General features: G+C 31.8%; 30 protein-coding genes and 1 riboswitch. Of the genes, 13 read left to right on the forward strand and 17 right to left on the reverse strand.

What is annotated here, in order from left to right:
• Positions 1-102: 102 nt before the first annotated feature.
• The 3 genes from ACZYT4_RS10535 to ACZYT4_RS10545 form a co-directional block, all read right to left on the reverse strand.
• Entirely contained in the window at positions 103-309 is a 207-nt protein-coding gene (locus ACZYT4_RS10535; RefSeq protein WP_463785475.1) for a hypothetical protein, read from the reverse strand.
• Positions 310-903: 594 nt separating this feature from the next.
• Positions 904-1,929, reverse strand: coding sequence for a zinc-dependent alcohol dehydrogenase (locus ACZYT4_RS10540; RefSeq protein ID WP_087296951.1), 1,026 nt, complete (start codon positions 1,927-1,929; stop codon positions 904-906).
• An 82-nt stretch (positions 1,930-2,011) separates the two neighbouring features.
• On the reverse strand, positions 2,012-2,563 hold the full coding sequence (locus ACZYT4_RS10545; protein ID WP_087296950.1) for a TetR/AcrR family transcriptional regulator: 552 nt from the start codon (positions 2,561-2,563) through the stop codon (positions 2,012-2,014).
• 657 nt (positions 2,564-3,220) lie between these two features.
• On the opposite strand from ACZYT4_RS10545, the gene ACZYT4_RS10550 reads away from it, so the two are divergent.
• Positions 3,221-4,144 (forward strand): alpha/beta hydrolase, encoded by a 924-nt coding sequence (locus ACZYT4_RS10550; protein ID WP_463785481.1) that lies wholly within the window; start codon positions 3,221-3,223, stop codon positions 4,142-4,144.
• A gap of 24 nt (positions 4,145-4,168) precedes the next feature.
• Here ACZYT4_RS10550 and ACZYT4_RS10555 read toward each other — a convergent pair whose 3' ends face one another.
• The 5 genes from ACZYT4_RS10555 to ACZYT4_RS10575 all read right to left on the reverse strand — a co-directional run bounded on the left by ACZYT4_RS10555 (position 4,169) and on the right by ACZYT4_RS10575 (position 8,248).
• Entirely contained in the window at positions 4,169-4,720 is a 552-nt protein-coding gene (locus ACZYT4_RS10555; RefSeq protein WP_463785483.1) for a DUF5714 domain-containing protein, read from the reverse strand.
• Positions 4,721-5,014: 294 nt separating this feature from the next.
• On the reverse strand, positions 5,015-5,491 hold the full coding sequence (locus tag ACZYT4_RS10560) for a flavodoxin family protein (protein ID WP_463785485.1): 477 nt from the start codon (positions 5,489-5,491) through the stop codon (positions 5,015-5,017).
• A 220-nt stretch (positions 5,492-5,711) separates the two neighbouring features.
• Positions 5,712-6,905, reverse strand: a complete 1,194-nt coding sequence (locus ACZYT4_RS10565; RefSeq protein ID WP_017143792.1) for a site-specific integrase — start codon at positions 6,903-6,905, stop codon at positions 5,712-5,714.
• Positions 6,906-6,983: 78 nt separating this feature from the next.
• Entirely contained in the window at positions 6,984-7,187 is a 204-nt protein-coding gene (locus ACZYT4_RS10570) for an excisionase (protein WP_002610247.1), read from the reverse strand.
• The gene (locus ACZYT4_RS10575) at positions 7,187-8,248 is read right to left on the reverse strand and encodes a replication initiation factor domain-containing protein (protein WP_268885626.1); all 1,062 of its coding nucleotides are present in this window, start codon (positions 8,246-8,248) and stop codon (positions 7,187-7,189) included. Before ACZYT4_RS10575 ends, ACZYT4_RS10570 begins: the two co-directional genes overlap by 1 nt.
• Positions 8,249-8,732: 484 nt before the next feature.
• On the opposite strand from ACZYT4_RS10575, the gene ACZYT4_RS10580 reads away from it, so the two are divergent.
• The gene (locus ACZYT4_RS10580; RefSeq protein WP_005946876.1) at positions 8,733-9,368 is read left to right on the forward strand and encodes a helix-turn-helix domain-containing protein; all 636 of its coding nucleotides are present in this window, start codon (positions 8,733-8,735) and stop codon (positions 9,366-9,368) included.
• A gap of 274 nt (positions 9,369-9,642) precedes the next feature.
• On the opposite strand, the gene ACZYT4_RS10585 is transcribed toward ACZYT4_RS10580, so the two are convergent.
• Complete coding sequence (locus ACZYT4_RS10585; protein ID WP_005946872.1) at positions 9,643-10,200, reverse strand: TetR/AcrR family transcriptional regulator; 558 nt, start codon at positions 10,198-10,200, stop codon at positions 9,643-9,645.
• Positions 10,201-10,379: 179 nt separating this feature from the next.
• On the opposite strand from ACZYT4_RS10585, the gene ACZYT4_RS10590 reads away from it, so the two are divergent.
• From ACZYT4_RS10590 to ACZYT4_RS10625, 8 genes are all read left to right on the forward strand, one after another.
• Complete coding sequence (locus ACZYT4_RS10590) at positions 10,380-10,463, forward strand: 23S rRNA methyltransferase attenuation leader peptide (protein WP_001814874.1); 84 nt, start codon at positions 10,380-10,382, stop codon at positions 10,461-10,463.
• 124 nt (positions 10,464-10,587) lie between these two features.
• On the forward strand, positions 10,588-11,325 hold the full coding sequence (erm(B), locus tag ACZYT4_RS10595) for a 23S rRNA (adenine(2058)-N(6))-methyltransferase Erm(B) (RefSeq protein WP_001038792.1): 738 nt from the start codon (positions 10,588-10,590) through the stop codon (positions 11,323-11,325).
• Positions 11,326-11,470: 145 nt separating this feature from the next.
• Positions 11,471-11,755 (forward strand): topoisomerase C-terminal repeat-containing protein, encoded by a 285-nt coding sequence (locus ACZYT4_RS10600; protein WP_002326770.1) that lies wholly within the window; start codon positions 11,471-11,473, stop codon positions 11,753-11,755.
• A 137-nt stretch (positions 11,756-11,892) separates the two neighbouring features.
• Positions 11,893-12,171 carry a helix-turn-helix transcriptional regulator gene (locus ACZYT4_RS10605; protein WP_024407057.1) on the forward strand — a complete coding sequence of 93 codons (279 nt, stop codon included), beginning with the start codon at positions 11,893-11,895 and terminating at the stop codon, positions 12,169-12,171.
• A gap of 380 nt (positions 12,172-12,551) precedes the next feature.
• On the forward strand, positions 12,552-13,463 hold the full coding sequence (locus ACZYT4_RS10610; RefSeq protein ID WP_044967241.1) for a primase C-terminal domain-containing protein: 912 nt from the start codon (positions 12,552-12,554) through the stop codon (positions 13,461-13,463).
• Between the two features lie 49 nt (positions 13,464-13,512).
• A complete protein-coding gene (locus ACZYT4_RS10615; RefSeq protein WP_009905043.1) occupies positions 13,513-14,208 on the forward strand; it encodes a C45 family peptidase in 696 nt (231 codons plus the stop codon).
• 298 nt (positions 14,209-14,506) lie between these two features.
• Entirely contained in the window at positions 14,507-14,926 is a 420-nt protein-coding gene (locus ACZYT4_RS10620) for an RNA polymerase sigma factor (protein WP_008728841.1), read from the forward strand.
• A 4-nt stretch (positions 14,927-14,930) separates the two neighbouring features.
• Entirely contained in the window at positions 14,931-15,170 is a 240-nt protein-coding gene (locus ACZYT4_RS10625) for a helix-turn-helix domain-containing protein (RefSeq protein ID WP_005946862.1), read from the forward strand.
• 215 nt (positions 15,171-15,385) lie between these two features.
• On the opposite strand, the gene ACZYT4_RS10630 is transcribed toward ACZYT4_RS10625, so the two are convergent.
• From ACZYT4_RS10630 to ACZYT4_RS10645, 4 genes are all read right to left on the reverse strand, one after another.
• Positions 15,386-15,697 carry a histidine phosphatase family protein gene (locus tag ACZYT4_RS10630; protein WP_463785518.1) on the reverse strand — a complete coding sequence of 104 codons (312 nt, stop codon included), beginning with the start codon at positions 15,695-15,697 and terminating at the stop codon, positions 15,386-15,388.
• Between the two features lie 230 nt (positions 15,698-15,927).
• Entirely contained in the window at positions 15,928-17,313 is a 1,386-nt protein-coding gene (locus tag ACZYT4_RS10635) for a M17 family metallopeptidase (RefSeq protein WP_463785495.1), read from the reverse strand.
• Between the two features lie 145 nt (positions 17,314-17,458).
• Positions 17,459-17,830, reverse strand: coding sequence for a hypothetical protein (locus ACZYT4_RS10640; protein WP_463785496.1), 372 nt, complete (start codon positions 17,828-17,830; stop codon positions 17,459-17,461).
• Positions 17,831-17,883: 53 nt separating this feature from the next.
• Positions 17,884-18,495, reverse strand: coding sequence for a YczE/YyaS/YitT family protein (locus tag ACZYT4_RS10645; protein WP_463785498.1), 612 nt, complete (start codon positions 18,493-18,495; stop codon positions 17,884-17,886).
• Positions 18,496-18,603: 108 nt separating this feature from the next.
• Here ACZYT4_RS10645 and ACZYT4_RS10650 point away from each other — a divergent pair, with 108 nt between their 5' ends.
• A complete protein-coding gene (locus ACZYT4_RS10650) occupies positions 18,604-19,452 on the forward strand; it encodes a LysR family transcriptional regulator (RefSeq protein ID WP_463785500.1) in 849 nt (282 codons plus the stop codon).
• Positions 19,453-19,462: 10 nt separating this feature from the next.
• Here the strand turns inward: ACZYT4_RS10650 and lysA are convergent, their stop codons facing one another.
• From lysA to ACZYT4_RS10670, 4 genes are read right to left on the reverse strand one after another with little or no spacing between them, the layout of a single operon-like run.
• Positions 19,463-20,773, reverse strand: a complete 1,311-nt coding sequence (gene lysA, locus ACZYT4_RS10655; protein WP_463785503.1) for a diaminopimelate decarboxylase — start codon at positions 20,771-20,773, stop codon at positions 19,463-19,465.
• A 15-nt stretch (positions 20,774-20,788) separates the two neighbouring features.
• Positions 20,789-21,532, reverse strand: a complete 744-nt coding sequence (gene dapB / locus ACZYT4_RS10660; RefSeq protein ID WP_463785505.1) for a 4-hydroxy-tetrahydrodipicolinate reductase — start codon at positions 21,530-21,532, stop codon at positions 20,789-20,791.
• 2 nt (positions 21,533-21,534) lie between these two features.
• Entirely contained in the window at positions 21,535-22,431 is an 897-nt protein-coding gene (dapA, locus tag ACZYT4_RS10665) for a 4-hydroxy-tetrahydrodipicolinate synthase (RefSeq protein ID WP_463785506.1), read from the reverse strand.
• A gap of 10 nt (positions 22,432-22,441) precedes the next feature.
• Entirely contained in the window at positions 22,442-22,897 is a 456-nt protein-coding gene (locus tag ACZYT4_RS10670) for an ACT domain-containing protein (protein ID WP_463785510.1), read from the reverse strand.
• 67 nt (positions 22,898-22,964) lie between these two features.
• Positions 22,965-23,133, reverse strand: a riboswitch (Lysine riboswitch).
• Positions 23,134-23,518: 385 nt separating this feature from the next.
• Here ACZYT4_RS10670 and ACZYT4_RS10675 point away from each other — a divergent pair.
• Positions 23,519-24,286: a metallophosphoesterase gene (locus tag ACZYT4_RS10675; protein WP_463785512.1), complete on the forward strand. Its 768-nt coding sequence runs from the start codon at positions 23,519-23,521 to the stop codon at positions 24,284-24,286.
• Positions 24,287-24,355: 69 nt separating this feature from the next.
• Positions 24,356-25,024, forward strand: a complete 669-nt coding sequence (locus tag ACZYT4_RS10680; RefSeq protein ID WP_463785513.1) for a BglG family transcription antiterminator — start codon at positions 24,356-24,358, stop codon at positions 25,022-25,024.
• Positions 25,025-25,030: the final 6 nt, after the last annotated feature.

A 25,030-nucleotide genomic window follows, 5' to 3' on the forward strand; every position in this document is an offset into this window, starting at 1 on the left:
TTATAGCTGATATTCTAACACAAATGCTGCTAAAATTATACTAATATCACTTGAAAATAAAAAAATAGGCGATAGATTCTTTATTTTTCTATCGCCTCACTATTATTCTGTTTGACTATCAATAGATTTTTTAAACCAGTTGATACACTTTTGAATGATTCTCCAAATAAATAAGACTTCTCCCCAAATCATGACTGCAATACCACTATAAACCATCATGAGTGAAAATGTAGAAAGATAGTAATCAGTCATAGAACCACCTAAAATCATTAAGACTCCCAATCCAAAAATTTCTATTAATTTCTTCATAAAAATCTTCTCCTCTTATATATCATAACAAAAAGATATGGAAACATTATGACTAAATCTGTAATTTGATAACTTTCCATTCATCTTCTAGCATTGACATCAAAATATCATCTACATACTGATTGCCAACTTTAATAGCATCTCTTAATACACCCTCATGTTTAAAGCCTACTTTTTCATAAGTATGAATAGCTCTTTGGTTGAAGACAAAGACATCTAAAGAAACATGATGTCATTTTAAAATAACACTTTTTCAATAATATGCCCCCTTTAATCAAAGAAAATAAAATCATAATGATCTTTTGCTTCTACAAAGCGAATAACTTCATCACGCTTATAAGATGATGGGCTCTCAATAAATTTTATGATTTGTAAACCCCATATTTTTTTATAAAGTCTTGCTCTTTTCAGTTTATTCAATATTCATTTTTTATTGTACAATGACTCTTTGTAAATGAGGAATTATGAGCATGCTTTTTATTTGAAATATTTTCTTCATTTTCAATATGATATTCTATATATGAATTTGTAAAAGAAAACCCATATGATATTTTCACATGGGTCAAAATTATTATTTATTTGTATAAGATTATTTTATAGTTCGTAATCAATAATAACTTTAATTCCTTGTCCTGAAGCCGCAAATTCTAATGCTTTACTGATATCTTCATGTTTAAATTTATGTGTCACCATAATAGAAGCAATTGGCGTTTTTTTATTTAATATATGATCAATAACTTCAACAATTGTCTCATGCGTATAACCTTGAGAACCATAAATAATTGGTTGGGCTGCAATAAAAGGTCTTCCTTCTAATTCAACCTTTTGGAATACTGAGATTATTGCATATTTTGTATGATTTCTCGCATAATTAAATACTTCTGATAGTAATGGTGGAGCTCCTGCTGCGTCTACATACATATCCACATCAGGAATTGGATCATAACTTGGATAAGTACCAAAAATCTCTATTAATTTATCCTTCAAATTTTCAGTAGAGGTATTAATTGTTTTTACTCCTAATAATGCTGCTTTGGATAATCTCAATTCATTTCTATCTACGACAACAACATTTTTTATACCTCTTCCAAGCAATCCCGCAGTAGCCCCTAATCCAATAGGACCTGCACCTAACACAACAATCTTGTCGTCAAGTTTAGGATTAAATGCTAATGCTCCTTGGGCTCCAACAGACATTGGTTCAATAATAACCGCTTGATCTAAATCGACATCATCATCAAGTGGGTATAGATTCACACCAATTTTTGCATTTTGTACCAAAGCATATTCAGAAAATGCCCCTGCCATAGTTGAACCAGCAACTCCATACGGTTGACTCATAACAGGATCAACAAATACTTTTTCTTCTAATTTAATATCATCAGATACATTTTTTCCTTTTTCGACAACAATACCTACAAACTCATGCCCAAATTGTGATCCGGGAAATACACCATAGTTTTCACCACCATGATAATAGATACCAACATCAGAACCACATATTCCAGCTCTTAACACTTTCACAAGAACATCATTTTCTTTGACTTCTGGAATAGGTCTCTCTTCAACAGTCACATTTTGAACAGAATTATAAATTGCACATTTCATCATTTTTGTCATAAAAACATCCTCCTTAAAAATATTTTAACAAAATAGATTAAGTGTTCAATTTACATTTTCTATAAAATGTGTAATATCAAGACTACCAGTTTGTTTTTTTATTAATGATAGACTCATGCATATTTTCGTAATTTTTATGTGAATCAAGATAGACTTCAGTCATAAATTCAGGTGATTCTACCATCCCATTATTTAGCCATTTCTTGAGAAGCATCACTTGAGTAGAAGCATATTTATATGATAAATAATCTAATTTGATTTGATCTTGAATAATATCTTTATATAAATAAGAAAATACTATTTGATTTCTTTCAATAATTGTATCAAATAAAGAATTTTGTTCATCATCTTTTATAGCAACGATGAAAAAGTTTTTGTTTTTAAAAAAAGCTTTATAAATCTCTGTAATAAACATTTCTGTAGTCATTTTTTTATCAAAACATTCTTTAATTGTACTTTCTATAGTCTCAATATATATATCTTCTGTTATAGATTGTCGATCTGCATAATAATTATAGAAAGAACGTCTTGATATTTTGGCTCTTTTTACAATATCTTTGACAGAGATTTTAACTGTTTGTTTTTCAATGACCAATGCAATAAAAGCATCTTTAATTTTTTCTTTTGTTGTCATATATAATCATCCTGTATTTCATTATTACTATTTTTCTATTTTCATCATATAAATTATTTTAAAAGAATATTTTGGATAAATTCCAGTTAAAGAACTTTTTCATCTCATCTTACTAAAACTATATTCCTTAAGACAAAACTATCTAAAGTTTTAAGATATTTTTTAGTTAAGTCAACAGCAATTCATAAAACATCATTGATTAATTGTTTTTCTATCTCATCAATCATGAAACTTCTCTTTTTAAAAATTCAATTTCATTATATGATTATATTATTTTTTAAAGAGAAAAATAATATAAATTGATAAAAAATAGAAATCAAATGAAAAGATAGTTAGAAATACCTATTGTATTGTCGCTAATTATACATAGTATTTATATATTTATCTTTCTATATAACTACTATTTTAACACTATTCTCAAATTCCATAAATATAAAAAGCATTTTTATTCATTGTTTATATATTCTTACTTTATACTAAAATGTAAATTTCAATCATCTTTATAAGATTCATCAGTATCTTCATTTTTTGATATTCTTAAAATATATCCATCTTTTTGATACATTATATTTTCACTACCTATAATTAATTATAGTTGAAAAAGAGTATTATTTTTCTATAAATTTATGTTATGATATTATCATTAAGAAAGGAATGATGATATTGAAAAAGAAAACTCTTGCTTATGGTGCCTTAATATCTGGAGCTATTATTGGTTTTGTTGGAGTCACTGCAATTGATTTCGCATGTCGTAAAGATACACCTTTAAATAAACAAAAACCTAAAGTAGATCCTCGTATTGAAAAATATATTCCTTGGTTAAAACAACAACATTTTGAAACATGGGAAATGACTTCACATGATGGATTAAAACTGAAAGCTAAATTTTTAAAAGCAGATAGGGATACTAATAAGGTATTGATTGCAGTGCATGGTTATCGTTCATATAATTTGAAAGAATATGCTTATTATATTAAATTTTATCATGATTTAGGATTCCATATTTTATTACCCGATAATCGTGCCCATGGTGAAAGTGAAGGAACATATATTGGATTTGGGTGGTTAGATAGATTAGATTGTATTCAATGGATTGATCAAGTGAAAGAATATTTTCATAAAGATTTACAGATTGTTTTACATGGTATATCAATGGGAAGTGCTACTGTTTTAATGGCAAGTGGTGAAAAACTACCTGATGATGTCAAATGTATTATTTCAGATTGTGGTTTTACAAGTGTTCTTGATGAATTCAAACATGAATTAAATCAAAGACATATCCCTGCGCCACTTATTTTACCAACAGCAACACTATTAAGTAAAAAAAGAGTAGGATATAGTTTCAAAGAAGCATCAACAATTAATCAAGTTAAAAAATCTAAAACACCAACTTTATTTATACATGGAGATCAAGATAATTTTGTGCCTACATATATGGTCTATGATCTCTATAATGCATGTAGTGCTGAAAAAGATTTATTGATTGTTGAAGGTGCTGGACATGCCCAAAGTTATCTTGTTAATCCAAAGCTATGCGAAAGTACAATTATTGAATTCATGAATAAATACATTAAAGAGTAAATGACTGATTTGCATCAGTCATTTTTATTGCTTATAAAACGGACAACGCTCTTTTAGACATTGTTGATTTGACTTAGAAAACTCACATTTTTCATCACTATCATCTAATACAATATTATAATGTTCTTTCACAAACTGAATAGCTGTTTTCAAAGAAATATAAGCATTTCTTTTACAACATCTTGGTCCACCAATTTCAGCTATGTTTCCAAGTGCTAAAGAAGTGAGTCTTAAGTTATCTTTATAATATTCATTATTTGATAGTGGTGTTGTTTGATGAATAATCGCTAAAGCAGCTCCGACAGAAGCACTTGAACCACAAATTCCCCATTGCCCACAAGTCGCTCCTGGCATTTTCTTTCCTCTGACTTCTAGTTCATCTAATGCTTTTGAAAAATCAAATGTAACTCCAGCATTATGCATAGCTGTTAAAAAAGCATATCCATCAATAATATGATGAACAGGTCCGTGAATAGGAACATCTTGACATTTCATTAATTTTTTAACTATTTCAATTGGACTGACACTCTTTTCATTCATGCATATTTCTTTGATAATCTTCATTTGTTCATCCATGATTTCATCTCCTTTATTTCATTGTATAAAAATATACACATATAATCAAACTTTAAATAATAGCATCTTTTAAAAATAAAGTTACTCTTTATTTATCAATACTTTTTATCTACATAACAAAAAATAACCATTCAATTATGAATGGTCTTATCATCGAATAAAATTCGTTCTATGGAATTCTTCTTTTTCTGGTAATCCATATTTTTCTTTTCCATCATGAATACTCTTTAACAAGAATGCCATATTTCTTGCAAGAACACGCATTGTTTGCAATCCCTCTTCATCTTGTAAAGCTTACCCGGGCTCTCTTCCATGAATTGCATTCCAATATTGTGTAGAAGCAATAGGCATTCCTGAAATAGCAAAGAATTTATTGATTTCATCATAAGTTGATGAAATACCACCACGTCTAGCAACAACTACACTTGCTCCAACTTTCATTGTTTTATCAAAAGATGTACTATAAAACAATCTTGTTAAAAAAGATATTAATGTTGAATTAGCAGAACCGTAATAAACAGGGGTTCCAACAACTAATCCATCACATTGTTCAAACTTTTGAGCTACTTCATTAACAATATCATCAAAAACACATTGATTTGCTCCTTTTTTACACGTCATACATGCAATGCAACCTCTTATATCCTTTTGACCAACCTGAATGATTTCTGTTTCAATACCTTCCTGATCAAATATTTTAATCATTTCATCAAGAGCAATTCTTGTATTACCTTTCGCATGTGGACTTCCATTAATCATTAATACTTTCATTTTTAAATCTCCTTTCATTTGTTTACTGGTTCTGGGATAAATAATTTTTCATAAATCATATATGTCTTTTTGACTATCTTTTTATATCTTCTCAAATGTCCGCAAAGCCTTATTTTATAGGCTCTACGGGCATTTTGCTTTTGTGGTAAACCTCACATATCTAGGTCTATCTTCTTATATTTTCGCTATCAAGCGTGGTTAAAATCGTGGTAAATACTTCTTATGCGATTAGACGCTGAACCTCTGATTTTGCGGTATCTATGGACGCATGAGCATACCAGTTCATTGTGATACTGATGTTTGAATGTCCCATGATATACTGTAAATCTTTCGGGTTCATGTTCTTGCTTGCCAGTCTTGTGCAGAACGTATGGCGTAGCGTATGTGGTGTGATATGTGGCAAGGGGTTATCCTTGTGGTGTTTGTTATATTTCTTTACCATACGGACAAATAAGGCGTTGTAATCAATCGCAACTTTAGGATTGCCTTTCGGATTGACGAACAGAAAATCTTTGTATCCGTCTATCTCTATCAGTTTCCCTTTTGTGCGTTTCCTTATGACCCGTTGAAATGCCTGTATCGTTTCTCTGCTTAATGGCACTTGCCTTGTTCCACTCTTTGTCTTAGGCGTTTCAATATAATAGCCCTGTTCCTTGCTCTTTAATAACTGGTGGTCGATAACCACAACCTCATTCTTGAAATCAATATCGGCTACTGTCAGTCCGCACAGTTCCGAGATACGAAGTCCTGTCTTTAACAGTATCAGCACATCATCATAATACTTGTGATACACGTTATCCGTCTTGATGAATGACAGTAAGGCTTGTTCCTGTTCCTCTGTCAATACTACTTTCTCTTTGGTATCATTTTCTATGATTTCACTTAACTTGAAATTAAAAGGGTTTTTCCTTACACAATCGTCTTGTATGGCGATATAGAATGACGCTTTTAACGAGCGTTTATGGTTGTTAATAGTGTTATAGGAAAAGCCTTTGTCTTTCATGCGTAACGCCCATTCTTTAGCGTCAGAGGGTTTTATCGTATCAATGCTCCTAGCACCTAACTTGTCCTCTTTCAATAACCGCATGAGTTGTTTCCGTTGTTTCTGTGTGCTTTTCTTCACATTTGCCCTCTGTGCGTTCTGTTTGGCGTAGAGTTGGCAAAGCGTCATTTTCTTGCCTGTGCTGTCGATACCGTCCTCAATATCCCGTCTTATCTGCTGTTCCAGTTCACGAAGTGAGGGTTTTTCCCGTTTTCCCTTTGGTGTCGGGTCTGTGGGTGTCAATCTCCAAGCATACACATATTTTGTGTTTCCAAATGCGTCTACATATTTATATAAGTATTTTCCGTCTGTTCGTTGGCTCTCTCCAGTATGCAGGATACGTTCTTTACTATCCCGTCTTTTTTCTTTCATGGTGTCTGCTCCTTTCCTTGTTGGAAAGAGCCTTGATATGACTTGTATTCATCATAACACATACAAGGCTCATTTGCATTAGATTGCGTCCAATTTATCAATGACCTTTTCAAACTGTCGGCGTTTAATCTGTATGCGGTTGCCATTCATAATGAGCCAGCCAGCGTCCTTGTTTTCCTCTGCCAAGCGTCTTAACTTGTTTTCTCCGATACGGAAATACTTTGACGCTTCTTCAATGGTAAGGGTGTATTTTTCCCATACGGGAATATCGTTGTTATTCATCAGATACCCCCTTTCCCATGTTTCGTGTCATACTGGATATAGGGGATAAGGTCGGTGCGGTCTATCCTCTGTAAGTGGGCGGTTAATTTACTGGAAAGGGAACTGCTGTATCTTGCCCTGTCAAGCATAGTTCCCACTTTTTCCAGTCCACCTAATGCATCATGTTCTTCTAAGAAATAAAAACTTTTGACAGCAGAAATCACGCCACCCTCTGTGAGCCATTGCTGTGTTTCCTCAAGGGAATTATGTAGTTTCGGTACTTGCAGTTTCAAGACTTCCACAGCCCCTAAAAATCGTTCCCAAAACCGACACGTTTTCCATCTGCTCTTATTACTTTCATTTCTGTTTGGCACGACAAAGCGTAGGTTGTTTGCTAATAGCCCGAAAGCCAGTTCCCCAAGTTCCAGCGGTCTGTCTTTGAATGTCATGGCAAAAACATGAGCCTTATCATCACGCAGTTGCATTTCTGTCCGTTTCCAACTGCCGACTTCATCAAGTGTCTTATTATGTTTTGAACAGACTTCCTTATCCTTATCATAAAAGCGGTAGGATAATCCCGATTTACCAGCACCGATATAAACAGTCTTTGCGGTGTCGAAATCATCAAACTTGCTTTCGTCAAAGTGGTAGCCCTCACTATTAGAAATAAATTCCTCTTTTTCGCATTTCTTCTTTATCTGCTCTATGGTAAAGAATGGCTTTTCGTTCTTATCATCAATGGCAATATCAAGTCTTGTGAAATGAAAGTTATCCAGTCCGTATCTTCGCTCACAGCGTCGAAACATATCCCCAAAGGTATAATTCCTACTGTCGAGAATACGGAAAATATCATCACAACCTCTGCCAGTCATAACAAGATAACAGCCTAGCCCCTGTGGGTTATCCTCTGTCTTTCTTGCGTCCCCCGATACATAAATATCTCCAATCTGCCAGCGTGCTTGATAAGTCTTGAATTTTATCATTGCTGGATAAACATTGAAAATGTCAGTCGGTAAATCTAAAATGTGCATGATTATATCTTCAGCGGTTGCCGTTTCAAATACAATGCTGATGTAATCAATCTTAACGGATAAATTTTTGTGTGTAGTTATAGTGCATTGCTCCTTTCGTATGCCCCGTTTTTTGCGGGTAAAAATCGTGTTTTTTCCTTTATTTATCACAGTTTCTAGGTACTATGACATGTATACGCAGGGCGGTGTTACATATACGCCCTCTGCGAACGCCTTTAGGCGTTCCTTTTCCAAAAGGAACTGTCTGTCCGAACACGTCTGGGGGACGTGCCCCGTCCAGCCAGCCCCTTTTGGAAACCACTATTTTCGGTCTGATAGTCCATGCTTATTCATGCTATCAAAGTGAAAATGTATCTTCTCTATGCTTACTCAAGCGTGTGATTGACCCTATCGTGCTTAATCACTCTATCTGATACGATAATAACGCCATTAGAATTACTTGTCAAGAAGTTTTTGTTGACTTTTAGATGTAGATTAAGTATGATATGCTTATAAATACCAAGAAAAGCAACGAAAGGAGCGGTTATACTAAGTTATGGAGCATTATGAAAAGAAAATCAGTTTCTTAGGAGAGAACATACAGACCATAAGAAAACACAGAGGAATGAAACAACAGGAACTTGCGGATAAAATCGGTATCAATATGCAGAGCCTTTCCAAGATTGAACGAGGTGTGAATTTTCCTACCTTTGATACATTAGAAAAGATAATGGACGTGCTGGGTGTAATGCCCAATGAATTATTATCGGGAGAATGGAAGTATGTTAATCAATCCGAAAAGGAAGTCTGCCAGTTTTTAAGAATTGAAGAACGATTAAATGCAGAACTAAAACATGGACATTATGACAACTTCTTTGACAGCGAGGAAGAATGGCTGGAATATGAGTTGGAAAAGTTACGGGAATATATTACCGACTACATCAACGGGAAAAGTATTGTAGCGTCCGACCTTTATCCAATCAAAGAATTTATCCAGCATTTGAAGTTTCAAAAACTGTTAGACCGCTATGATGATTTATACAGCATGGATATGTTCGGGGAAAGCATAGAGGGACATAAATATAGGACACCTTATCAAGTCGTAAAAATGATAAACCCCAATTCAAAAGAAGATATGGAATTATTACGGGAAGTATTGAAAAATAACCATTTTGATGATGAGGACGAATAACTTTTTTCCTCTTTGTAGAAGATACAGCAAACAAAAAGCCCAGTAAAGAGTGCAAAGCACCACCAATGGTGGCAAGGCTCTTGACAGGGCTTTTTCTTTTCTGTGGAGGGTAATCAAGAGGAAGAAAAGATAAAATTTGATTTGTGGTAAATCGGATAATATCAATGAAATTGTCACGGTACAAGTTTGGGCTATATAAGGAATAGCAACTGGAAGATTGTAGGATAAAAGAAAAAGGCTTGCAGTTCTGTATTGATTTGCAAGCCTAAATATATTATTTATACTTCTGGAAAATCCCGACTAATAAAGTATCTATCGCTTCAGCTAATTCAAATCTAACTTTATCTGAGGCAGAAAAAGCGTTTCCTAATTGCAAAGTTGTATAACCGTGAATTATTCCAGTAAGCATATTTAATATTTCAAGTGTTTTGTCTTTGTTAAGACTGCACGATTGGATAAGAGTAGTTAATAATGAAAGATAGTTGTTAAAAATGGTTGCTGTTTCCTCTGTTCCGTGCCACACAGCCCATTGAATTGTTTCATAAACTCCGGGGTGTTCAATCATATAGTTTAGGTATTCGATAGAAACTAACTTAATTGCTTCTTTCCCTATTTTTCCAACGGCAATTTTCATCATTCTTTCATTCATGTCACGCATACCATTATGAGCAACTTCTAAAAGAAGATTATCTAAACTTTCTATGTGATTATATAAAGATGGTGTACGAATGTTTAATTTTTGAGCAACAGCTTTTAACGAAACGTTATTTAATCCTTTTTCATCTGCTAAGTCTGATGTTGCTTTTATTACTGCTTCTTTAGTGGTTTTCATAGTTATGCACCTCATTCAAAATATCATACAAACACAATTCTAGCTAATTGAATTAGTGTAGTCAATAACACAATTAGAAAATTATGATTATTTATTGACTTTCTTAAAATTTTGTGTATAATAGGAATTGAAGTTAAATTAGATGCTAAAAATTTGTAATTAAGAAGGAGGGATTCGTCATGTTGGTATTCCAAATGCGTAATGTAGATAAAACATCTACTGTTTTGAAACAGACTAAAAACAGTGATTACGCAGATAAATAAATACGTTAGATTAATTCCTACCAGTGACTAATCTTATGACTTTTTAAACAGATAACTAAAATTACAAACAAATCGTTTAACTTCTGTATTTATTTACAGATGTAATCACTTCAGGAGTGATTACATGAACAAAAATATAAAATATTCTCAAAACTTTTTAACGAGTGAAAAAGTACTCAACCAAATAATAAAACAATTGAATTTAAAAGAAACCGATACCGTTTACGAAATTGGAACAGGTAAAGGGCATTTAACGACGAAACTGGCTAAAATAAGTAAACAGGTAACGTCTATTGAATTAGACAGTCATCTATTCAACTTATCGTCAGAAAAATTAAAACTGAACATTCGTGTCACTTTAATTCACCAAGATATTCTACAGTTTCAATTCCCTAACAAACAGAGGTATAAAATTGTTGGGAGTATTCCTTACCATTTAAGCACACAAATTATTAAAAAAGTGGTTTTTGAAAGCCATGCGTCTGACATCTATCTGATTGTTGAAGAAGGATTCTACAAGCGTACCTTGGATATTCACCGAACACTAGGGTTGCTCTTGCACACTCAAGTCTCGATTCAGCAATTGCTTAAGCTGCCAGCGGAATGCTTTCATCCTAAACCAAAAGTAAACAGTGTCTTAATAAAACTTACCCGCCATACCACAGATGTTCCAGATAAATATTGGAAGCTATATACGTACTTTGTTTCAAAATGGGTCAATCGAGAATATCGTCAACTGTTTACTAAAAATCAGTTTCATCAAGCAATGAAACACGCCAAAGTAAACAATTTAAGTACCGTTACTTATGAGCAAGTATTGTCTATTTTTAATAGTTATCTATTATTTAACGGGAGGAAATAATTCTATGAGTCGCTTTTTTAAATTTGGAAAGTTACACGTTACTAAAGGGAATGGAGATAAATTATTAGATATACTACTGACAGCTTCCAAGAAGCTAAAGAGGTCCCGAGCGCTTAGTGGGAATTTGTATCGATAAGGGGTACAAATTCCCACTAAGCGCTCGGGACCCCTTGTAGGAAAATGTCCTAAGTGTGGCAACAATATTGTATTAAAAAAATCGTTTTATGGTTGTTCAAATTATCCTGAATGTAAGTTTACTTTAGCTGAACATTTTAGAAAGAAAAAACTAACCAAAACGAATGTAAAAGAATTACTGGAGGGAAAAGAAACCCTGGTAAAAGGAATCAAAAACAAAGAGAAAAAGCCCTACAATGCCGTTGTAAAAATTGGGGAAAAGGGATATATTGATTTTATCTCTTTTTCAAAATAAACATAAAAGCCCTTTAAAGAGGGCTTTTATATATTAATCACAAATCACAAGTGATTAATCACTTGTTTATTAAGATATTAAAAGCTATAATTTAAATAAAGCGTGAATTTTATGACACAAAAAGAGGGGGGAGAAACTTGGAACTAGCATTTAGAGAAAGCTTAAAAAAGATGAGAGGTACCAAATCAAAAGAAAAATTCTCCCAAGAATTAGAAATGAGTAGATCAAATTATTCACGAATAGAATCAGGAAAATCAGATCCAACCATAAAAACACTAGAACAAATTGCAAAGTTAACTAACTCAACGCTAGTAGTGGATTTAATCCCAAATGAGCCAACAGAACCAGAACCAGAAACAGAACAAGTAACATTGGAGTTAGAAATGGAAGAAGAAAAAAGCAATGATTTCGTGTGAATAATGCACGAAATCATTGCTTATTTTTTTAAAAAGCGATATACTAGATATAACGAAACAACGAACTGAATAAAGAATACAAAAAAAGAGCCACGACCAGTTAAAGCCTGAGAAACTTTAACTGCGAGCCTTAATTGATTACCACCAATCAATTAAAGAAGTCGAGACCCAAAATTTGGTAAAGTATTTAATTACTTTATTAATCAGATACTTAAATATCTGTAAACCCATTATATCGGGTTTTTGAGGGGATTTCAAGTCTTTAAGAAGATACCAGGCAATCAATTAAGAAAAACTTAGTTGATTGCCTTTTTTGTTGTGATTCAACTTTGATCGTAGCTTCTAACTAATTAATTTTCGTAAGAAAGGAGAACAGCTGAATGAATATCCCTTTTGTTGTAGAAACTGTGCTTCATGACGGCTTGTTAAAGTACAAATTTAAAAATAGTAAAATTCGCTCAATCACTACCAAGCCAGGTAAAAGTAAAGGGGCTATTTTTGCGTATCGCTCAAAAAAAAGCATGATTGGCGGACGTGGCGTTGTTCTGACTTCCGAAGAAGCGATTCACGAAAATCAAGATACATTTACGCATTGGACACCAAACGTTTATCGTTATGGTACGTATGCAGACGAAAACCGTTCATACACTAAAGGACATTCTGAAAACAATTTAAGACAAATCAATACCTTCTTTATTGATTTTGATATTCACACGGAAAAAGAAACTATTTCAGCAAGCGATATTTTAACAACAGCTATTGATTTAGGTTTTATGCCTACGTTAATTATCAAATCTGATAAAGGTTATCAAGCATATTTTGTTTTAGAAACGCCAGTCTATGTGACTTCAAAATCAGAATTTAAATCTGTCAAAGCAGCCAAAATAATCTCGCAAAATATCCGAGAATATTTTGGAAAGTCTTTGCCAGTTGATCTAACGTGCAATCATTTTGGGATTGCTCGTATACCAAGAACGGACAATGTAGAATTTTTTGATCCCAATTACCGTTATTCTTTCAAAGAATGGCAAGATTGGTCTTTCAAACAAACAGATAATAAGGGCTTTACTCGTTCAAGTCTAACGGTTTTAAGCGGTACAGAAGGCAAAAAACAAGTAGATGAACCCTGGTTTAATCTCTTATTGCACGAAACGAAATTTTCAGGAGAAAAGGGTTTAGTAGGGCGCAATAGCGTTATGTTTACCCTCTCTTTAGCCTACTTTAGTTCAGGCTATTCAATCGAAACGTGCGAATATAATATGTTTGAGTTTAAAAACATTTTAAAATACTAATTAGATTAGTTAAATGACTATTTGAAATAGTATTTTGAGGAGTGATTATATGTGTACAAGATTTGTTTACAATGGTATAGATAAAATTGTTGGTTTTAATTTTGATATTGACCTTTCTGTATGGGATCATACTGTAATTACCGAAGAAAATAGATTTTATATTGGTATTAAAATGCCTGACGGTCTGTATCATTCATTTCATGGGATAAATAAAAATGGTAATGTAGGAACACTTCTTTATGTTCATGGTAATGAAAATGCAAGGTATATAGAAAGCGAGGATTGTATTACAATATCTGAATTAACAGAAAAATTCATTAAGGCAGAGATTTCTTTTGATAAAGCCTTGGACATTGTTAAAAAGAAAAAAATTATTTATGCACCAGATGCTACTATGCAAGCTATGCTTTCTGATAAAAAAGGACGAGTTTTAATTATTGAACCTGGAATTGGGTATAGATATGAACAAGAAAATTTTTCACTTATTACAAATTATTCTATTCTAAAACCAGATATAACAAAGCCGTACATTGTTTCTGGGGATACAAGATACGAAGTGGCTAAAGAGTTATTGGCAGGATATGATAAAGATTTTTCAGTAAATGACGCATTTAAAGTATTAAAATCTGTTTCTCAAAAAGACTTGTGGGCAACTAGGGTTTCATTTGTATATTCTACAGAAAAAAATAAAGTTTATTATGTCTTGAACAATGATTTTAGTAATGTATTTGAATTTCAGTTTTAATACTAATGAATTTATAAATTTGCAATTATGATAAGAAAGGTTATTATGATAGGACTAAAAAAGCAAGATATAAAAGCATTGAAAGTAACTGCTGTGGAAAGTTTTAGGAATAATCTTATACGATTATGCACTACCTAACAGCATTTTATCAACAACTAAATATTTTACAATATTAAAAGTTCGTACAGACGGTATATTTTGTACGGACTTTTTTCTTGTTCTTCTTTTTGTATTTTCCAAAGATATAGACGGTATCTCCGTTTATATATTTCAGCGTATGCGGAAAGGAGGTGAGATTATGAACCCATCTTCTTTCGAGCATATCGTTAGAATACAGTTTAATGCTTTGATGATGACTGTTATTAAATGCACAGTAAAAAACAGAAACAGACAGTTTGCAAGACGTTCTAAGCGTGAAGTTTTATTCTGTGAATTATCAGATACGAAAAATGTTGAATGTGTAACTAAGGATAACTATTCTTGTGATTACATTTCGTTTGAAGTCTTGAATTTTACAATTCAAATATCAAATGAGAAACTTGCTGTTGCTTTATATAAGTTATCGAATAAAGAGCGTGATGTAATTCTATTACGCTATTTTCAAAGTATGAGCGACCAAGAAATAGCCGAATTATATCATGTATCACGTTCTGCTATTTATCGCAGAAGAAGTAACGGATTGAAGAAACTAAAAACAGTATTGAAAGAAAGGAATTGAACCAATGAAAAAAGAATATGGCTACCCTACATTAAAAGTAATATGTCAAGCGTCTGCTGGAAATGAAACTGCCATAAGAGAGATTTTGAAGTTTTATGACGCTTATATATGTAAATTATGCTTGCGTCCGTTTTACCACTCTGAAAGTGGTAAAATCATTATGCAGGTTGATGAAGAATTAAAAGGTCAAATCCATACAGAAATGATGAAAGCAATCTTGAAATTTGAAATCAGAGTAAAATAATCATACTACATGAATGAAAAACGGGAGATACACAGATATTTGTGCTATCTCCCATGTTGTTTTTGTGTCATATCAAGGCTCATTCAATCGTGGTAAATTCGTGGTAAAATGAATAGTTTTCTATACTTCAAAATGTTTGAAAGTATAGTGTTTATGCGGATAATCAAAAATCAGATATAAAATTTCAATAAACTTTTATACACTATTTTCATATTTTAATATACAACTATTCTTAAAACCTTTTTTCTTATATCTTGATATTTATCTTCTGAAACAATATTCCATAAAAAATGACAACAATCTCCTACATGAGATACAATTAAAATATTTTGATTATCTTCTTTTACAATATCTTGACATGTTTCCAACATTCTTTTTCGTACTTGTCCCCTTGTTTCTCCAGCAAAATTTCGAAAATAATAATCATACATATCCCTAGTCGGATTAAGATATTCACAACTATATGCGTGGTCAAGTATAATATGGTGATCAGCAAAATATTTTTTAGCTCCTAATACTTGTTTGATTCCATATTCAGTTAATGGAGAATCACACCATCCTTAAATTTTTCCTAATTGATTAAATAAAATTTCTCCATATCTCATCATATAAATTGTTTTTTCATATTCACTTTTCACCTCTGTTATTTTATATAACTGAAATGAAAAAGTACAATACCAAATATCGAATGACACTATAATTAAATAGAATAGTAAAAAAGCCTTAATGTTCATTATTAAAGCTTTTTTTATCTTATTTATTTCATCATTTCAACAACACTACGAATCATAGCCCCGGTTGCTCCAGTACCATCCTGGTCAGCAGTTCCTGCAATATCCAAATGAATCCATTGCGTATCTTTTTCAACAAATGATTCTAAGAAATTTGCTGCAATGCTTGCCCCAGCACCAGGTTTTCCAGCTGAATTTTTAAGATCTGCACTATTTGATTTCAATTTATCGAGATATGCCTGATCCAATGGTAAACGCCATCCCTTTTCATCAGCTGCTTTCATAGCTTGTTCAAATTCATGATAATATTCATCATCATTGGCAAAAACACCTGTATAAACATCACCTAAGGCATTTACACAAGCCCCTGTTAAAGTAGCTAAATCAATTAAACGAGTTGCTCCCAGCTTCTGGGCATAAGTGATTGCATCACATAGAATCAATCGCCCTTCTGCATCGGTGCTGACAACTTCCACTGTCTTCCCTGACATTGTCGTGATGACATCCTGTGGCTTATAGCCCTTTCCATTCACCAGGTTCTCTGTCACGGGAATGATTCCATAGACATTGGTTTTGGCCTGTATTCCTGCGAGAATCTTCATGATTCCTAGAACATCTGCGCCTCCACACATGTCATACTTCATTCCATAGCTGTTTCCCTTTAGGTTATATCCTCCTGAATCAAATGTGATTCCTTTCCCTATCACTGCCTGATGTTTGGCATCTCCATTATGGGTATATTTTAATACAATCATGTAGGCTGGTATCTGGCTTCCCTGATTGACTGCCAGAATTCCTCCGGCTTTCATCTCTTCCAGTTTTGTCTTGGACAGTATCAGATATTCCATGTCATATTCCTTGGCCAGTTGAACGGCTTCCTCTGCCATTGTGGCTGGTGTCATCAGATTGGATGGTGTATCTGACAGTCTTCTGGCATAGTTGATGCCTTCACCATAAACGCTTCCAAACTTGATGGCACGATCCAGATAGACAGATGAGATGATGTCCAAATCAATGATGTCCTTTGGATCATGACCAATCTTTTGTTCCTGATACTGCGAAGTGATATGAGATTCCACCCATACTCTGACGAATGACGATCTGCTGATGACATCATCACCTAGATGATCAATGACAAGATTCATATGTTCCTGAACATGACAGGAAATCTTGGCAACCAGCTTTCTTAATTTAGCTGTTGAAAACGCCTCTTTTTTTCCAAGCCCAACAAATAGAATAAAGGTAAAAGGATATTTGCCAAGAGTGTAAACTTTGGTAACTTCACCAAAGTTTCTATTGATAGTATCATTGATATCAAATTGAAGTGTATCAATGATCTTGGAATCAATCTTTTGCTCTTCAAAGATAGGATAGATGATATTTTTATTGTCTGCTTTATTTAATTGTTTCATTATTGTTCCTCCTTATCACATATAATATCATTTTTCTTTTATAAATTGAAATCAAAATATGATAATTCACTCATCCATTCCATAAAATATCAAAAAAGGGACAATATCACCTGTTATCAAACAGTTTATTATCCCTTACCATTATTTAAAATAACCAATCCCATATCAATGATTTGGTTTCAATATCTTGTGTTGATTCACAATAATTGACTTTAAGATCTCCTGTTAATGTTTTTCCTTCACCATTCCCTAGTGTAATCGTATAAACACCTTGTCGAAATGTTGCCTGATAATCTTCTTGATGATCTGCAAGAACCTGATCAGGATTATCAACACCTTTTACCCATTCTTTATAATCTTTTAATAATTGATTTTTAACCTCATACATTTCATCTATATCTTTTTGTTGATAGCTATTTCCAATAATTTTATATTTAGGCATTTCACTTTTGGCTTCGACTCCGACACATAACATCATAACCATGAAAATAAAAATCACTTTTTTTAGATTCTTCATAATTTCACCTCATAGTGGAATTATGAACAAAACCTTTGACTTTATACATATTTCTATGAAAATAATCTTTTTTGAAGACTATTTGTCCATATTTTAATCAATCTTCCTATCATAAACGCAGAAATAATTGTTCCTATACCAATACCCATGAATGGATTTTGAGTGACTAAACTGAGCGTCATTGAACATACAATCATAGATATATCAAAAATATTTTTAACATTATAAAAAGGTTGATGAAAAACAGTACTTATTGTTTTCACAATACCATCCCCTGGATTTAAAATAAGATTTGTTTCACTTGTCAAATAAACACCTAATGATATAAACAATAAAGCTAAACATAATAAAAGAAATGATTCAACATACGAAGAAGAATGAATATTGATGATATAATCATAAAAATCATTTAAATAACCAAATACAAAAGAAAGAGGTATTTCTAAGATATATTCCTTTGTTATTTTGTTTGATAAACAACACTGAATGACTACAAACAACAAATACCAAATAATAGATGCAGTTCCTAATGACAAATGAAAAATCTGACTTGTTGCGTAAATAGAACTTGATAATGCTGCAACACCTAATCCTGTAGATATATTTAAGACAATACCTAAAGCCATAAAATTCAAACCCACTATATATATTATTATCTTTTTCATAATCAAACTCCTCTTATTTTCTTATATTATGTTGTATTTATCAATAATTGTCTAATATCAATATATCATGTTATAATAATCAAAAGTTATTAATAGTAAGGAGATTGTATGAATATTCAACAATTAAAATGTTTTGTAGAAATATCTCGAACACTCAATTTTACCAAAGCTGGACAAAATCTTTTTATATCTCAGACTGCTGTCACAAATCATATTAAAAACTTAGAAGAAACACTAGGATTTTCTTTGTTTGAACGAACAAAGAAAAATGTGACATTAACCCAAAAAGGACATATCTTTTTAAAAAGTGCTTTAAAACTATTAGAAGCAGATCAGGAATGTTATCAAACTATTCAATATTTAAATCATGAAAATGTTGGGCGTTTAAAAATTGGATATTTAAAAGGTATTGAACATTGTTTAATGATTGATATCATTCAGAATTTTTATCAAAGCTATCCTCAAATCGATATTCAGTTATATCGTGAATCTAGAAATCAACTTGAAGACATGTTAAGAAATCATGAGGTTGATTGTATTTTTACTGCCAGTATTGGACAATATAATCAACACTTTTCAGAAGAAATGTCTTCATGCTTTATCCATTCTTATCCTTTTGTCGTCGCATTAAATAAAAATCATCCTCTTGCGTACAAAGAGAAAGTTGATTATTTTGAAATCAAAAATCAAACACATGTCATTATGGATTCTAGTGATCCCCACTTTATCAGTCATGACTTAGATGAAATTTTAATGAACATTGCTATACATGATGATACTGCTATTTTAGCTGATTTTATTAAAGACTATTATGCTTATCAAAAATATCTTTGTTTTTTACCTATGAAAGATTTCCATCAATCTTTTGATATCCATATTGTCTGGCATCAAGATCATAAAAATAAAGCATTATATAGCTTTTTAGAAAATATCGAACAAAAAAAGAATGAACTATAAAAGTCATTCTTTATTGATAGTCCTCTTGTACATCATAAGCAACCAAATCTTCAAATGTCTGTCTTCTAATAACTAATTTTGATTTCCCTTGATATGTAAACACCACAGCAGGTTTAGGAATTTGATTATAATTGGATGACATTGAATAATGATAAGCTCCTGTAGAAAATTGAGCAAATATATCACCAGGTTCTGGATAAGGCAACATGATTTCCTTGACTACAATATCTGCTGATTCACAAATTTTTCCAGCAACTGTAACTTTTGTATCACGGCGTTCATAAGCTTTATTAACAATGACACCATCATATTGTGCATCATATAATGCTGTTCTAATATTATCAGTCATTCCTCCATCTACACTCATATATGTACGAACTTCTGGTATATCTTTCACTGCTCCCACAGTATAAAGTGTAATACCAGCATTTCCAACAACATAACGTCCTGGTTCAACCAAAACCATTGGCATTTCCCAACCACGACGATCATACCCATCTTTAATAATATTCATGATTTCTGATGTAATTGTTTCAAATTCTAGTGGCTCATCTTTTTTTGTATACGCAATACCATATCCTCCACCAGCATTAATTTTCTTGACCATAACACCTAATTCATCATATATTTCATAGGCAAAATGAACAAATCGATGCATAGCACTTATATATGCATATAAATCAAAAACCTGTGAACCAATATGACAATGAATTCCTTCAAATTCAATATGTGAAGAATCTACAATCTGTTGAATGGCTTTTAGATAAATACCATTTCTGGCACTAAATCCAAATTTTGTATCTTTATGTCCTGTTTGAATATAGCCATGACTTCCAGCTTTAATTTCTGGTACAACACGGACTGTAGCATAAATAGTCTTATCATACTGTGTTGCTATTTTTTCAACCAGTTCAATTTCATAAAAATTATCAATGACAAAGTGATCAACATCATGTGCAATAGCATAATCTATTTCAGAAGGAAGCTTGTTATTTCCATGGAAATAAATTTTATGCGGATCAAAGCCAGCTTTTAAAGCAATAGAGATTTCTCCAGCACTGACACAATCAATACCCACTCCATATTCACTAGCAATTCGATAGATTTCTAAACAGCTAAATGATTTTGAAGCGAATAAAGGTAAAACATTATCATATTTATCTAAAAATTTTGTTTTTAATTCTTCAAACTGATGTCTAATATGTCCCTCACTCATAATATAAAGTGGTGTTCCATATTTTTTGACAAGATCCATTGCATTCACATCATCTATATATAAACTACGATCTCTAATTTGTGCAAATTGTGTTTGTAATACCATTATATTCCCCTCTTGTTAATATAAATTCTTTAAGCTAAATAAACCATTTTCCTTATCAGCAATTTTCAAGCACGCTGAAATAGCTCCTTGAACAAAGACTTCTTTAGATAAAGCTGTATGTTTCACTTCAATAATTTCATCATGTCCCGCAAATAAAACAGTATGTTCCCCAAAAATTGTTCCAGCACGGACAGATTGAATACCAACTTCATTTCTTTCACGTTTATGATGAACTGTAGAACGATCATAAACTTCTTTAGTTTCCTCAATATCTTCATGGATCACATCATATAAAAGTTTAGCTGTTCCACTAGGTGCATCTATTTTTTGATTATGATGTTTTTCAATAATTTCAATATCATATCCATTTTGATAAAATTCTTTCGCAACTTCTTTGACAATCTTTGTCAGCATAGAGACACCAAAAGATGTATTATATGATTGAAAAATAGGAATTTGAGATGAAGCTTCTTCAATATGTAAAATTTGTTGTTCATTGTATCCTGTTGTCGCTAGAACCAAGGCACAATGATTTTTCACACCAAATTTTAAAATATCACTTAATAAATCAGGATGTGAAAAATCAATAATAGCATCTATTTTTTCTTTCACTTCATTGATTGAAGTGTACATTTTTTCGTCAATTTTCGCTTCAAAAACAGGCGAAACAACGCCTATTAAATTCATTTGTTCGTTGTCTCTAACGGCTTGAGCAACCTTCTTACCCATTAAGCCGTAACCACATACCAATACATTCATTTTTAATAACCCTTCTTTTCAAATTTTTCCATTGCTTCAAATAATAATTTCTTATTTGCTTCAGTTGTTGGAATCAATGGTCTTCTCACCATTTCTCCACAGACACCCATATGATGAAGTGCAGCTTTTGGCATAATTGGATTGACATCTATAAATAAATATTTACTGATATCATTGAAATCATATGCCATTTCTTTAGCTAGTTCCATATCACCATGTAAAACAGCCTGAGCAAATTTTTCAGTTTCTCTTGGATAAAGATTAGATAAAACAGAAATAACACCTTTTCCTCCAGCTGCAATAAAAGGTAAAATATTATCATCGCAACCACTATACATATCAAAATCTAAATCTCTTGTTTGTGTTAAAACATCCATAGCATAAGCAATATTATCTGTAGCATCTTTCATAGCTTTAATATTTTTATGCTTAGCCAGTTCAACAACTGTATCTACAGTAATATTCATTCCTGTACGACCTGGTACATTATAAAGAATCATTGGAATATCTACACGATCAGCAATATAAGTATAATGTTCAATTAAACCTCTTTGACTTGTTTTATTATAATATGGTGTGACAACCAAAATAGCATCAGCACCAACTTCTTTAGCAAACTTGGCTTTCTTTAATGCTGTTTCGGTATCATTTGATCCCGCTCCAGCAATGACTTTGACTCCTGTTCCTTTTGTCATTTCCATGACAATCTTTGTCAATTCAAATTCTTCATCAATATGAATTGTTGGTGTTTCTCCAGTTGTTCCATTGACTAAAAGAGCTTGAACACCTCCATCAATCATTCTTTGAACCTGTCTTTTAAAACCTTCATAATCAATACTTCCATCATCTAACATTGGTAATACAAGTGCCACTGCACTTCCTTCAAAAATTGGTTCCATTTTCTTCCTCCTATTTATATTCTTTTTGAATTTCTGTTAAAGCAAGACTTTCATATTCTAAAGGTATAACACATGAAATTGAAACTTCAGAAGTTGTAACCTGTAATAAAGGAATTTGATTTTTTCCTAATACCGTAAAAAAATGTGCCGCAACACCAACTTCTTCTTTCATTTCATCACTTTCTACCTTAATTTTTACAACTTGTCGATTTTGATAAATCTGAATTCTTGGATGTTTTTCTTTAACCAAAGATAATGCCTGATCTAGATTTTGTTGATCATCTTGACTACATGTAAAATCAATGCGCATTTCATCTTCTAACATCACTTCTGAAATCATATCAATATTGACATTCATTGAAGAAATCGTTTGAAAGATATCTCCTACAAATAATGAATTTTTTTCTACATTCATTAATTTCACTTGAATAATATGATGATCTGATTCAATTAAATTTGTTTTCATTTCTTTCACCTTCTTTAAAAAATAAAAAATTGCAATGGTACCATTGCAATAATAAATATTTTTTTATTAAGGCAATAGCACACCACTTTATCTTAAAGTGACAGTGATATAGATATTCTCTATACCCCCAGGCAATAATTACATGCAAATAATTATCCCTTCGGCAATCGCTCCCCCTTCTTTTTAGTTGCATCTATTATAAAAGAATTCTTAACTCTTGCACCTCTATCTTTTTTTAATACTACCATATGCGTTGTTTGAAAGCAACCTTTATTTTTACTCCATTTATGTTATACTTGTAAAAAAAGAAAAGAGGTTTTTATAATGGCTATATTTTATATCATACTCTCTCTATTTCTTATTATAACACCTTCCCTTTATTTTCTTTATATATTTAAAAATATGAAAAAAACTTGGCGTTATTCACTTTTGACTTGTACATGTTTGTCAGTATTGACAATCTTAATCAAAGTTCTCATAAAACCAACAGCTTTGATTTGGCAGTACTGGTTTCCCATTGTTTCTTTTTATATTATTACTTGCTTAATAATATTTATAATGATAGCTATATATCGTTTGTTTTGTCATGTTTTTCATAAAAAAGATTCTTCTCATATCATAATGATAATTGGCATACTTGCCCTCATAATCAGTAGCTTTGGAACATTTGAGCATTTTCATAAACAAAAAACTAATTATGAAGTCTCTATCAACAAAGACACTTCTTTATCTTCATTAAAAATAGCTTTTATAAGCGATATTCATTTAGGCAATGGAACTTATCCATCACATATTGATCAGCTGGTTTCTACTTTAAATCAAGGAAATTATGATCTCATTTGTTTAGGTGGTGATTTATTTGATGAAACAACACCTGAATCTGATATTCATCAGTCCTTCGATGCTTTATCTCATATCAAGTCTACTTATGGCATTTTTGCGGTTAGTGGAAATCATGAAAGATATACATCTTTTTCAAATCAGGAACTTTATCAAAAATATCATATCACTTATTTAAATAATGATTTTGTATGTATTGATCATCTTTTTAATATAATAGGACGTGAGGATGTGAGTTCTCCTCATCAAACATCATTATCTCAGATCTGCCAGGGAATGGATTTATCATTACCAACAATCATTCTAGATCATAATCCTGCCAGATATCAGGAAAATCAAGAATTTGCTGATTTACAATTATCAGGTCATACTCATGCTGGACAAATCTTTCCAGGAAATATCATAACTAATATGATATATCATCATGATTATGGACTATTTCAACAAAATCATTTTTCTTTGATTGTATCAAGTGGATATGGATCTTGGGGATTTCCTTTCAGAATAATGACACAATGTGAGTATCTTGAAATACATGTTTTATTTTAAGAAAAAAATTTTTTATGGTAGACTTTTAATTTCAAATAATATATCATATGAAAAGCGAGGTAAGGTTATATGGTTATAGAACTAGATAGTCAATATGAAAATAGAAAACAAATGATTGAAAATATTGTAAAAAAAATTATTGAGGATAATCACATTCAAATTACAGAAGTGAACTTTGATAATTTAATTATTCATCTTTCTTTATGTATTTCTAGAGAAATGAATGGAACTTATATTCCAACAAGTGAAAGTCAGATTAATCAATTAAAAGAACATGAATATTATCCAATTTCTAAAGAAATTATTCAAAAATTAGAAGAACAGTTCCATGTAGAAATTGATGAAAATCAAGTTCATTATGTTACTATGTATTTAGCAAACATCAATCTTTTAGATATTGATTTTCACTATGAATTTGATTTATGTGATGATGAAACAGAGGATATTATCAATGAAACTATTGAACGTATTCACACAGAATTAAATTTAGATTTAAGAAAGAATAAAGAATTTTATACAGGTATGACACTTCATTTTTACCCTGCATTAGATCGTTTACAAAACAATCAACAGTTAACTGATAATCCACTGAAAGATAAAATTCAGGCTCAATTCCAACTTGAATATCAGTGTGCAGAAATATTTAATGATATTGTTAATGAACATTATCATAAGACATTTAATGAACATGAATTGGCTTATATTGCTCTTCATTTTGGAACTGCACTTAAAAGTTAATCAAAT

The organism is Massilimicrobiota sp. mt181 (genome assembly GCF_055420065.1).

What these genes read in the sequence shown, in the direction of transcription:
- ACZYT4_RS10570 (WP_002610247.1), bottom strand. Translation starts at nt 7,187, where the DNA reads ATGAATAACAACGATATTCCCGTATGGGAAAAATACACCCTTACCATT.
- ACZYT4_RS10590 (WP_001814874.1), top strand. Translation starts at nt 10,380, where the DNA reads ATGTTGGTATTCCAAATGCGTAATGTAGATAAAACATCTACTGTTTTG.
- ACZYT4_RS10610 (WP_044967241.1), top strand. Translation starts at nt 12,552, where the DNA reads ATGAATATCCCTTTTGTTGTAGAAACTGTGCTTCATGACGGCTTGTTA.
- dapA (WP_463785506.1), bottom strand. Translation starts at nt 22,431, where the DNA reads ATGGAACCAATTTTTGAAGGAAGTGCAGTGGCACTTGTATTACCAATG.
- ACZYT4_RS10550 (WP_463785481.1), top strand. Translation starts at nt 3,221, where the DNA reads ATGATATTGAAAAAGAAAACTCTTGCTTATGGTGCCTTAATATCTGGA.
- ACZYT4_RS10535 (WP_463785475.1), bottom strand. Translation starts at nt 309, where the DNA reads ATGAAGAAATTAATAGAAATTTTTGGATTGGGAGTCTTAATGATTTTA.
- ACZYT4_RS10585 (WP_005946872.1), bottom strand. Translation starts at nt 10,200, where the DNA reads ATGAAAACCACTAAAGAAGCAGTAATAAAAGCAACATCAGACTTAGCA.
- ACZYT4_RS10540 (WP_087296951.1), bottom strand. Translation starts at nt 1,929, where the DNA reads ATGACAAAAATGATGAAATGTGCAATTTATAATTCTGTTCAAAATGTG.
- ACZYT4_RS10555 (WP_463785483.1), bottom strand. Translation starts at nt 4,720, where the DNA reads ATGGATGAACAAATGAAGATTATCAAAGAAATATGCATGAATGAAAAG.
- ACZYT4_RS10640 (WP_463785496.1), bottom strand. Translation starts at nt 17,830, where the DNA reads ATGAAGAATCTAAAAAAAGTGATTTTTATTTTCATGGTTATGATGTTA.
- ACZYT4_RS10675 (WP_463785512.1), top strand. Translation starts at nt 23,519, where the DNA reads ATGATAATTGGCATACTTGCCCTCATAATCAGTAGCTTTGGAACATTT.
- ACZYT4_RS10615 (WP_009905043.1), top strand. Translation starts at nt 13,513, where the DNA reads ATGTGTACAAGATTTGTTTACAATGGTATAGATAAAATTGTTGGTTTT.
- ACZYT4_RS10635 (WP_463785495.1), bottom strand. Translation starts at nt 17,313, where the DNA reads ATGAAACAATTAAATAAAGCAGACAATAAAAATATCATCTATCCTATC.
- dapB (WP_463785505.1), bottom strand. Translation starts at nt 21,532, where the DNA reads ATGAATGTATTGGTATGTGGTTACGGCTTAATGGGTAAGAAGGTTGCT.
- ACZYT4_RS10680 (WP_463785513.1), top strand. Translation starts at nt 24,356, where the DNA reads ATGGTTATAGAACTAGATAGTCAATATGAAAATAGAAAACAAATGATT.
- lysA (WP_463785503.1), bottom strand. Translation starts at nt 20,773, where the DNA reads ATGGTATTACAAACACAATTTGCACAAATTAGAGATCGTAGTTTATAT.
- ACZYT4_RS10650 (WP_463785500.1), top strand. Translation starts at nt 18,604, where the DNA reads ATGAATATTCAACAATTAAAATGTTTTGTAGAAATATCTCGAACACTC.
- ACZYT4_RS10565 (WP_017143792.1), bottom strand. Translation starts at nt 6,905, where the DNA reads ATGAAAGAAAAAAGACGGGATAGTAAAGAACGTATCCTGCATACTGGA.
- ACZYT4_RS10620 (WP_008728841.1), top strand. Translation starts at nt 14,507, where the DNA reads ATGAACCCATCTTCTTTCGAGCATATCGTTAGAATACAGTTTAATGCT.
- ACZYT4_RS10625 (WP_005946862.1), top strand. Translation starts at nt 14,931, where the DNA reads ATGAAAAAAGAATATGGCTACCCTACATTAAAAGTAATATGTCAAGCG.
- ACZYT4_RS10580 (WP_005946876.1), top strand. Translation starts at nt 8,733, where the DNA reads ATGGAGCATTATGAAAAGAAAATCAGTTTCTTAGGAGAGAACATACAG.
- ACZYT4_RS10645 (WP_463785498.1), bottom strand. Translation starts at nt 18,495, where the DNA reads ATGAAAAAGATAATAATATATATAGTGGGTTTGAATTTTATGGCTTTA.
- ACZYT4_RS10545 (WP_087296950.1), bottom strand. Translation starts at nt 2,563, where the DNA reads ATGACAACAAAAGAAAAAATTAAAGATGCTTTTATTGCATTGGTCATT.
- ACZYT4_RS10560 (WP_463785485.1), bottom strand. Translation starts at nt 5,491, where the DNA reads ATGAAAGTATTAATGATTAATGGAAGTCCACATGCGAAAGGTAATACA.
- ACZYT4_RS10670 (WP_463785510.1), bottom strand. Translation starts at nt 22,897, where the DNA reads ATGAAAACAAATTTAATTGAATCAGATCATCATATTATTCAAGTGAAA.